Annotated in this window: 10 protein-coding genes; 9 read left to right on the forward strand and 1 reads right to left on the reverse strand. The window is 74.6% G+C overall.

From position 1 onward, the window contains the following. Positions 1–327: 327 nt before the first annotated feature. Complete coding sequence (locus ACIP82_RS22250; RefSeq protein ID WP_363612040.1) at positions 328–1,287, reverse strand: alpha/beta hydrolase; 960 nt, start codon at positions 1,285–1,287, stop codon at positions 328–330. Between the two features lie 127 nt (positions 1,288–1,414). Here ACIP82_RS22250 and ACIP82_RS22255 point away from each other — a divergent pair, with 127 nt between their 5' ends. The 9 genes from ACIP82_RS22255 (at position 1,415) to ACIP82_RS22295 (ending at position 8,460) form a co-directional block, all read left to right on the forward strand. Further along, complete coding sequence (locus ACIP82_RS22255) at positions 1,415–1,543, forward strand: hypothetical protein (RefSeq protein WP_400655451.1); 129 nt, start codon at positions 1,415–1,417, stop codon at positions 1,541–1,543. 56 nt (positions 1,544–1,599) lie between these two features. Beyond that, on the forward strand, positions 1,600–2,394 hold the full coding sequence (locus ACIP82_RS22260; protein WP_400655540.1) for a spermidine synthase: 795 nt from the start codon (positions 1,600–1,602) through the stop codon (positions 2,392–2,394). Between the two features lie 151 nt (positions 2,395–2,545). After that, on the forward strand, positions 2,546–3,382 hold the full coding sequence (locus tag ACIP82_RS22265; protein WP_363612042.1) for a class I SAM-dependent methyltransferase: 837 nt from the start codon (positions 2,546–2,548) through the stop codon (positions 3,380–3,382). A gap of 182 nt (positions 3,383–3,564) precedes the next feature. After that, positions 3,565–3,828, forward strand: coding sequence for a hypothetical protein (locus tag ACIP82_RS22270; RefSeq protein WP_400655453.1), 264 nt, complete (start codon positions 3,565–3,567; stop codon positions 3,826–3,828). Between the two features lie 6 nt (positions 3,829–3,834). After that, a complete protein-coding gene (locus ACIP82_RS22275) occupies positions 3,835–4,470 on the forward strand; it encodes a SigE family RNA polymerase sigma factor (protein ID WP_363612046.1) in 636 nt (211 codons plus the stop codon). Beyond that, complete coding sequence (locus tag ACIP82_RS22280) at positions 4,460–5,671, forward strand: hypothetical protein (protein ID WP_400655456.1); 1,212 nt, start codon at positions 4,460–4,462, stop codon at positions 5,669–5,671. Before ACIP82_RS22275 ends, ACIP82_RS22280 begins: the two co-directional genes overlap by 11 nt. Positions 5,672–6,030: 359 nt before the next feature. Beyond that, positions 6,031–6,717, forward strand: a complete 687-nt coding sequence (locus tag ACIP82_RS22285; RefSeq protein ID WP_400655459.1) for a DedA family protein — start codon at positions 6,031–6,033, stop codon at positions 6,715–6,717. Positions 6,718–6,806: 89 nt separating this feature from the next. Next, positions 6,807–7,475, forward strand: coding sequence for an O-methyltransferase (locus ACIP82_RS22290; protein ID WP_363612052.1), 669 nt, complete (start codon positions 6,807–6,809; stop codon positions 7,473–7,475). An 85-nt stretch (positions 7,476–7,560) separates the two neighbouring features. Next, the gene (locus tag ACIP82_RS22295) at positions 7,561–8,460 is read left to right on the forward strand and encodes a Gfo/Idh/MocA family protein (protein WP_400655461.1); all 900 of its coding nucleotides are present in this window, start codon (positions 7,561–7,563) and stop codon (positions 8,458–8,460) included. Positions 8,461–8,619: the final 159 nt, after the last annotated feature.

The raw sequence follows: 8,619 nt of genomic DNA on the forward strand, positions 1-8,619 counted from the left end.
TTTCCGCCAGACATCCCGTGCTGCTCCGGGTCCGCGCGCCACGGCCGGTCCCGGGCGGCGCGGCGCTGCCGCGGGGCGCCGGGAGATGTGCGCCCCGGTGGCGTGGCGTGGGAGGGCGCCGGGCCGGGGAGGGCTGGGGGTGTCCGCGAGGCCGCCCGGCGGTCCGATAGGTGGGACGGTGGCCGAAAAGCGGATGCTCGCGCGAGCGCGTCGTTCACCCGGGAGTGTGGTCCGGCCGTGCTGGCGGTGGTAGCGGGGCGTGACCGGCCGCCGGTCCCGGGTGCCGCTCGCCGGGGGCGGGATCCTCTCCCGCCCCCGGCCGGGGACCTACCCGGGCAGCCCCGGGAAGTAGGCGCCCGTCCAGCGGTCGAGCTCGGTGAAGACCTCGGTCCGGGCGGCCTCGCCGGACAGGACGAGGTCGTGCATACCGCCCTTGATCCGGACGGTGGTGACATGGCGGCCCAGGCGCGGGCCGACGGCCGCGATGTCGTCGGCGCGCAGCACGGCGTCGGCGTGGTGCAGTGCGGCGTGCCACTTGCTGGTGGCGACGGAGGCGGTGGAGGCCATCAGCAGCACGGGGCAGTCGATCACGAGGCCGCGGCCGACCCGCCGCTGCCCGCGCTGGACGGCGGCGAGCCAGCCGGCGTACAGCGGGAAGCCCTCGGCGGGCTTGAGGCGCAGGTCGAAGTCCCACTCGCCGCGGTGGTCCCGGTGCAGGCTGTGCACGTAGTGCGGGTTGAGCGCGCTGGGCAGCACCCGGGTGGGGGCGATCCGCCCGATCGCCTCGACGGCGGGTCCGCCGAGGGTGCGGACGGCCGGGGCGGCGGGCATCGCCAGGAACGGGCTGTTCAGGAAGAGGCCGTCCACCAGCCCGCGCCCGGACCGCCGGGAGGCCCAGAGCGAGGCGATCAGCCCGCCGGTGGAGTGCCCGTTGACCAGCAGCCGGGAGTGGCCGTCGACGTCCCGGATGATCCGGACCGCCTCGTCCAGCTCCTCGTCGTAGGCGGCGAGGTCGAGAATGAGGTTCGGCGACTGGTGCGGGCGCAGCGAGCGGCCGTACTTGCGCAGGTCCAGGGCGTAGAAGGAGAAGCCCGCCGCGACGAAGTGGTCGGCGAGATTGGTCTGGAAGAAGTAGTCGGTGTAGCCGTGGATGTAGAGCACGGCCCGCTCCGAGCCGGGCACCAGCCGCCTGACCAGGGTCGCGCTGACGGCGCCCTCCTCGTCGGGGGTGAGCGGAAGCTCGGCCGCCTCGTAGGGGGCACCCAGGATGTCTTCTTGGAACTCCACGTCCGCCGCACCCAATCTCTGCTCTGACCTGCCGTGACCGGATCCATAATCCGCCGGGGCACCGACGATACCGGCCGGTAGCCGGCGGCGTGGCACCGGCGCCGGACCAGGGGCCTATGCTGCCGACATGCCGCGAAACGCCGTCGCGGGGAGCCGCCGCCCGCCGACTCCCCGCCCATCACCCCTGGTCACCGCCGTGCGGGCCGCCCGCTCCGGCGCCTTCCTCGGACCCGCCGCCCTCCCGGAGGCGGCGTGACCGCGCCGGAGCCCGTGCCGGTCGCCCGCACGACCGACCTCGGCCGGGCCAGGCTGATGCCCGACATCGACCACGACGGCGGCTGGCTGCTCACCCTGGACGACACCCCGCAGTCCTACGTGGACCTCGGCGACCCCACCCACCTCGAATTCGAGTACACCCAGCGGATCGGCCACCTCGCCGACGCCCTGGCCCCCGCCGGCCGGCCGCTCGACGCGCTCCACCTCGGCGGCGGCGCCCTCACCGTCCCCCGCTACCTCGCCGCCACCCGCCCCGGCTCGCGCCAGCACGTGGTCGAGGTGGACGGCCCGCTGCTCGCCCTGGTCGAGGAGCACCTACCCTGGCAGGGCCCGGGCGTGGACATCACGGCCACGGTCGGCGACGCCCGGGCGGCGCTCGCGGACCTGCCCGCCGCCTCCCTGGACCTCGTGGTCGCCGACGTGTTCCACGGCTCCCGCACCCCCGCGCACCTCACCTCGGTCGAGTTCCTCCGCCTGGCGGCCGCCGTGCTGCGCCCCGACGCCTGCTACGCCGCCAACCTGGCGGACGGCCCGCCGCTGGCCTTCGCCCGGGCCCAGGCCGCGACGCTGCGCGCGGTCTTCCCGCAGACCTGCCTGATCGCCGAACCGCCGGTGCTGCGTGGCCGCCGCTACGGCAACATCCTGCTGGTCGGCTCCGCCCGGCCGCTCCCGGTGGCCGATCTCGGCCGTCGGCTGGCCGCCGACATCTTCCCGGCCCGGCTCACCGACGGCGCCGACCTCGCGGCCTTCACCGGCCGCACCCCGGCGGTCACCGACGCCACCGCCCGGCCCTCCCCGCCACCGCCGGACGGTGCGTTCAGCGTCGGGTGAGCGCGGGGGAGCCGGGGGAGTGCCCGGCCCGGCGCGCGCCCGCGTCCCGGGGCGCTGACACGGCGCGCCGCGTGGCCGCGCGCCGGGTTTGCCCGCCGGGGGTGTCAGAATCGGCGGGTCCATGGCAGGACCACCTCCGAGGGAGCGAGTGATGAGCAGCGTGGAGCGGCCCGAGCTGGAGGCGGTACCGGAGACGGCGCTGTGGACGCTGTGGCACCGGGCGGTGGAGGCCCAGCGGCCCGACACGGTGCTCCCGGACCCGAAGGCCGTCGAGCTCGTGGAGCGGATCGACTACCCGTTCGCGGAGCGGTTCGGCCACGGCGCGCTCCTCTCCCAGCTCCAGGCACTGCGGGCGGCCTGCTTCGACCGCGAGGTGGCCGACTTCCTGGCCCGGGAGCCGCGCGGCACCGTCGTCTGCCTCGGGGAGGGGCTGGAGACCCAGTACTGGCGGGTCGACAACGGCAGGGCCCAGTGGCTCACCGTTGACCTGCCCGAGGCGGTGGCGTTGCGCGAGGAACTGCTGCCGCCCGGGCCGCGGCAGCGCTATCTGGCCGCCGACGCCACCGAGCTGGGCTGGACCGAGGAGGTGGACCGCAACCATGGGGTACTGGTCACCGCGCAGGGCCTGCTGATGTACCTCCAGCCGGCCCAGGTGCGGACCTTGATCGCGGGCTGTGCCGAGCGGTTCCCGGGCGGCTCCCTGGTACTGGACGCCGTGCCGCGCTGGTTCAGCCGACTCACCCTGAGCGGAAAGATGCGCAGCCACGACTACCAGGCGCCCCCGATGCCATGGGCGATGGACGCGGGTGAGCGGGACAAGCTCCGCACCGCCGGTCCGGCGGTGGCCGCGGTACGGGACGTCCGGCCGACCGGCGGGCGCGGGCTGGTCGGCGCCCTGTTGCCGCTCGCGCTCACCGTCCCGCCGCTGGCCACCCGTCGCCCCTCGGTCACCGTCCTGGACTTCGCCGAGCGGCCCGAGCGGTCGTAACCGGCGGGTCGGCGCGCGCGGATCCCGTTCCCACGCGCGAGGCTTCCACCAGAGGCGGCGGCCAGGACCCGGCCGCCGACCGGATCCGGTGTGTCGCCACGGACCGTGACCTGCCCACCGCCGGGCCGTCGGACCGGTCATCGGTGACAACTACGACGTCAGGTACCCCCAGGAGTCCGGCAGTGGGTGCCCTGCACCACATCTTCGTTCAGCCCGTTGACGCCGGCGCCGAACTCGTGGCCGACATCGGTGCTGCCTGCGGAGGCGCACTGCGTCGAGTCGATCACGAGTTCGTGGGCTGGGCCGCGAAGGTCGGCGGCAGGACCGGATCGAAGATCTGGCCGCCCGCGACGACGCGTGGCTGGGCCGGGTTCCAGCGGGGGCGGGGCGGAGGTGTGAACTTCCTTCCACCGGTGTGCCACATGACCGTCGGTCAACGGCGTTAGAAGAGCATGGATCACACAACGAGCGCCGAGCAGCCGGCCGAGCCGGTGCCGCCCGACTTCCCGGCCTTCGCCGCGTCCAGGGGGCGGCATCTGCTGCGTACTGCCTTCCTGCTCACCGGCGGTGACGCCCACCTGGCCGAGGACCTCGTCCAGGAGGCGCTTGGGCGGATCTTCGTGAGGTGGCGCAAGGTCGTTCGGCTCGACAACCCGAGCGGTTACGCCCAGACCGTGCTGGTCAACACCTTCCTGTCGTACCGCAGGCGGCGCAGCAGTTCGGAGCGGGTGACCAGCACCTTCCCGGAGATCGCCGTGGACGGGCCGGACCCGGCGCTGCGGCTGACGCTGCTGCGGGCGCTGGGCGGGATACCGGCGCAGGACCGCGCGGTGCTGGTCCTGCGGTTCTGGGAGGACCGCAGTGTGGAGGAGACGGCCGCCGTGCTGCAGCTGAGCAGTGCGGCGGTGCGCTCGCGCAGCAGCCGGGCGCTGGCCCGGATGCGCGCGGCCCTCGGCGACAGTCTCGGCGATGACGACAACGACGGCGGCAACAGCGATGGCCCCGGCCGCGGCCCGGCTCCGGCCGGGGCCGGTCGTGCGGCAACGGACTCCACCAGCGAGAAGGCGGTGCACGGCCATGTCCTTTGAAGACGACTTCGCCCTGGCCCTGCGCGGCGCGGCGGCCTTGGCGCCGGAATCGGCGCTGCACACGCTCGCCGCCGATGCCGAGCGGCGCGGCCGGCGCCGGCGCAACCAGCGGCGGGCGGTGCTGGCCAGTGGGCTGGCGGTCGTGGTCCTGGCCGCCGGAAGCCTCGCGGCATTCGGCGGCGGCATCGGGGCGGACGCGGCCCGGCCGGCCGTCGAGCCGGTGCGGCCGATGACCTCCGAGGAGGTGGTGGAGCTGATCACCTCGCTGCTTCCGCAGGGGAAGGTCCGGGTCACATACGCCGAGACGCCCGGCGTGCCCGGTCCGACCGGGGACAGGTACCGGACCGACGGCGGCCTCTTCTACGACGACGGCAAGGGGGAGAGCGCCATGTCCTACACCGTCGACCGCACCGAGCTGACCCCGGGCGCGGCCGCCGTCTGCATGGATCCGTTCAACGGGCCGCAGGACTCCTGCGAGCGCACGATCGCCCCGGACGGTTCCGCGCTGGTGATCGACAAGCTGCGGGACCCGAACAACGAGGGCCGCCGGGAGTGGCGCGCGACCTGGGCGGCGGCGGACGGCCGCCGGGTGCAGATCATCGAGCACAGCGAGGAGTCGGTCACACCCGCCCGGGAGGACCCGCCGCTCGACGCCGACCAACTGCGCGCCCTGGTCACCGCACCCGCCTGGGAACGGCTCTTCGACGCGCTGCCGGCGCGGGACAACCCGCCCAGGCCGCCGGCTCCCGAGCCCGGCCCGAAGGCGGAGGAACTGCTCGCGACGCTCGTCCCGCTGCTGCCGCCGGGCGCCGTGCCGTCCGGACACGAGGGCGGGAGCGGACCGCACCTCACGGTGACGTACGAGGGTCGCACCAGCATGCTCGCGGTGAGCGTCACCGAGCCGGGCCGGCGGGGCATCGAGGACAAGGAGTACGCCGAGTCGACGGGCTCGGCCGGGCCGCTGGCGGTGCGGGAGCGGCGGGCCGACGGCAGCACCGTCGTCACCAACAGCTTCGGGAACGGCAAGACGGCGGTCGACACGGTCCTGCACTGGTCGGCCGCGGTCTACTACCCGGACGGCCGAAAGGTCGAGATCAACGAGTGGAACGGCGAGAACGGGTACACCGCCCGCCCCGGGACACCGGCGCTCAGCCTTGAGCAGCTCAAGGTGATCGCCACCGCCCCGGCCTGGCGGCCCTGACCCACCGGCCCCCCGCATACCACGGGGGTGGGAGCCGGATCGGCTCTCCGGGCGCCCGGTCGGCCACCGGGGGGCGATGTCGCGGCGGCGCACCGGGTCCCGGCGCGATTCCCGCCTCCTGCGCTTCGCCGGACCCGAACCGGTCTGAGCTGCGCAGACCCGAACCGGGCGGCTGGAACCATGGCGGGTCGCCGTACGTCGTAATCGGGGGTTGTCGGCCGGGGGGACAGGCCGCCCGGCACGTTAGGCTGCCCTTTCGGGGAGCGGCCTGGTGCCGCCATCGGATCATTGTCGAGACCACCGGCCGGGCGTCGGTTCGTTCTGCCGCGAAGTCTCGTCCTGCCACGGAGGTACTGGCCTTGCACATCGACGCCTGGATCGAGAGCGTCCCACCGGGCGCGGTGTACGCCCTGGTCGCGCTGATCATCGGGCTGGAGTCCCTGGGCATCCCGCTGCCCGGCGAGATCGCGCTGGTGTCGGCGGCGCTGCTGTCCGCACGGGGCGTGGTCAGCCCGGTCTGGGTGGCCGTCTGCGCGATCCTGGGGGCGATCATCGGCGACTCGATCGGCTACTCGATCGGCCGCAAGGGGGGCAAGCCGCTGTTCGAGAAGCTCGGGCGGAAGTTCCCCAGGCACTTCGGCCCAGACCATCTGGCCAGCGCCGAGCGCTCGTTCCAGAAGTGGGGCATGTGGGCGGTCTTCTTCGGCCGCTTCATCGCCCTGCTGCGCATCTTCGCCGGGCCGCTCGCGGGCGCGCTGAAGATGCCGTACTGGAAGTTCCTGATCGCCAACGTGCTGGGCGGCGTGGTCTGGGCCGGCGGCACCACGCTGCTGGTGTACCAGGTCGGCAAGGTCGCCGAGCAGTGGCTGTCGCGGTTCTCGTGGGTCGGTCTGCTGCTGGCCGCGGTCGGCGGCGCCTTCTCGGCGTGGCTGATGAAGCGCCGGGCCGCCAAGGCCCGCGCCGCGCACGAGGCCGAGGACGCCGCCGCGGCCGAGTCCGCCGCCGCGGAGTCCGAGTCCGCGCCCGCCGTGCGCGCGGCGGACTGACGAGCCGCCGCCGAGGGGTTGTCGGCACGCCGGGATAGCATCGGGGACTGTCCCGGCGGTGACCGACAACCCGGCAGGTGGAGGACGGTATGACCCAGCAGACGTGGAACGCGGTGGACGCGTACTTCGCGGAGCGTCTGGTCGGCGACGACCCGGTGCTGGACGCGGCGGTGGCCGCCGCCGACGAGGCCGGCCTGCCGCACATCGCGGTCGCGCCCAACCAGGGCAAGCTGCTGCACCTGCTGGCCCTCACCCAGGGCGCCCGGCGGATCCTGGAGGTCGGCACGCTCGGCGGCTACAGCGCGATCTGGCTGGGCCGCGCGCTGCCCGCCGACGGCACGCTGATCACCCTGGAGATCGACCCGAAGCACGCAGGGGTCGCCCGGGGGAACCTCGCCCGGGCCGGTCTGGACAAGGTCGCCGAGGTTCGGCTGGGCCCCGCCGCCGACTCGCTCGCCGCGCTGGTGGCGGACGGCGCCGAGCCGTTCGACCTGGTCTTCATCGACGCGGACAAGCGGGGCAACCCGGAGTACTTCGCGTGGGCGCTGAAGCTGACCCGGCCGGGCTCGCTGATCATCGTCGACAACGTGGTGCGCGGCGGTGCCGTCGCCGACGCGGCGAGCACCGACCCGTCGGTCGTCGGCACCCGGCGGCTGCACGACCTGATCGCGGCCGAACCGCGGGTCTCCGGAACGTCCGTGCAGACGGTCGGCGGCAAGGGCTACGACGGCTTCACGCTGGTTCGCGTGCAGCGCTGAACCACCGGGGCCGGGGCCCGGGGACGGGATCCCGGGTGGGGTGGGAATCCCGGGGGGTGAGGACCAGAGCAAGGAGCGAGGAAACGTGCGGATCGGACTGCTGGGCACCGGCCCCTGGGCGGAACGGGTGCACGCACCCGTACTGGCGGAGCACCCCGGGTGGGAGTTCGCGGGAGTCTGGGGCCGCCGCCCCGAGGCGGCCGCCGCGCTCGGCGAGGCGCACGGCGTTCCCGGGTACCCCGACCTCGACCGGCTGCTCGCCGAGGTCGACGCCGTCTCCATCGCGCTGCCCCCGGCCGTCCAGGCCGACCTCGCGGTGCGCGCCGCAGAGGCAGGCTGCCACCTGCTGCTGGACAAGCCGGTCGCGCTGACCGTGCCCGACGCCCGGCGGGTGGTCCGGGCGGTGGAGGCCAACGAGGTGGCTTCGGTGGTCTTCTTCACCGTCCGCTTCGGCGGCGACCAGATGCCGTGGATCGAGAAGCAGGCCGCCGTCGGTGGCTGGTTCACCGCCCGCTCCGACTGGCTCGGCTCGGTCTTCGCCCCCGGCAGCAGCAGCCCGTACGCGGCCTCGCCGTGGCGGCAGGAGAAGGGCGCCCTCTGGGACGTCGGCCCGCACGCGCTCTCCGTCCTGCTGCCGGTGATGGGCGACGCCACCCAGGTGACGGCCGTGTCCGGCCCACTGGACACCCTCCACCTCGTCCTTCGGCACACCGGCGGCGCGTCCAGCACCCTCGCCCTCAGCCTGACCGCTCCGCTCGCCGCCGGCGGCACCGGCATGGAACTGCGCGGTACCAGCGGCGTCGTCCAGCTGCCGGAACGCGGCGAAGGCCCGATCCGCGCCCTCCACCGGGCCCTCGACGCCCTGCGGGACAGCGCCCGCACCGGTGAGCGGCACGCCTGTGACGCCGCCTTCGGCCTGCGGGTGGTGGAGATCCTGGCCGCCGCCGAGCGCTCCCTCGCCACGGGGGGTCCGACCGAGGTCTGATCCCCGGGCCGCCGGGTGTTCGAGCCTCGGCGGTCGTACGGCAGCGGGGGGGGGGGCCCCCCGCCCCCCGGGGGGGGGGGGGGGGGCCGCGGGGGCGCTCGGGGGGGCAGGGGGTGCGGGGCGAGTTTTGCGGGGGCGGCCCGGTTAAAAAAAAAAGCA

The sequence above is a fragment of the Kitasatospora sp. NPDC088548 genome, from assembly GCF_044753005.1.
Lineage (GTDB): Bacteria > Actinomycetota > Actinomycetes > Streptomycetales > Streptomycetaceae > Kitasatospora.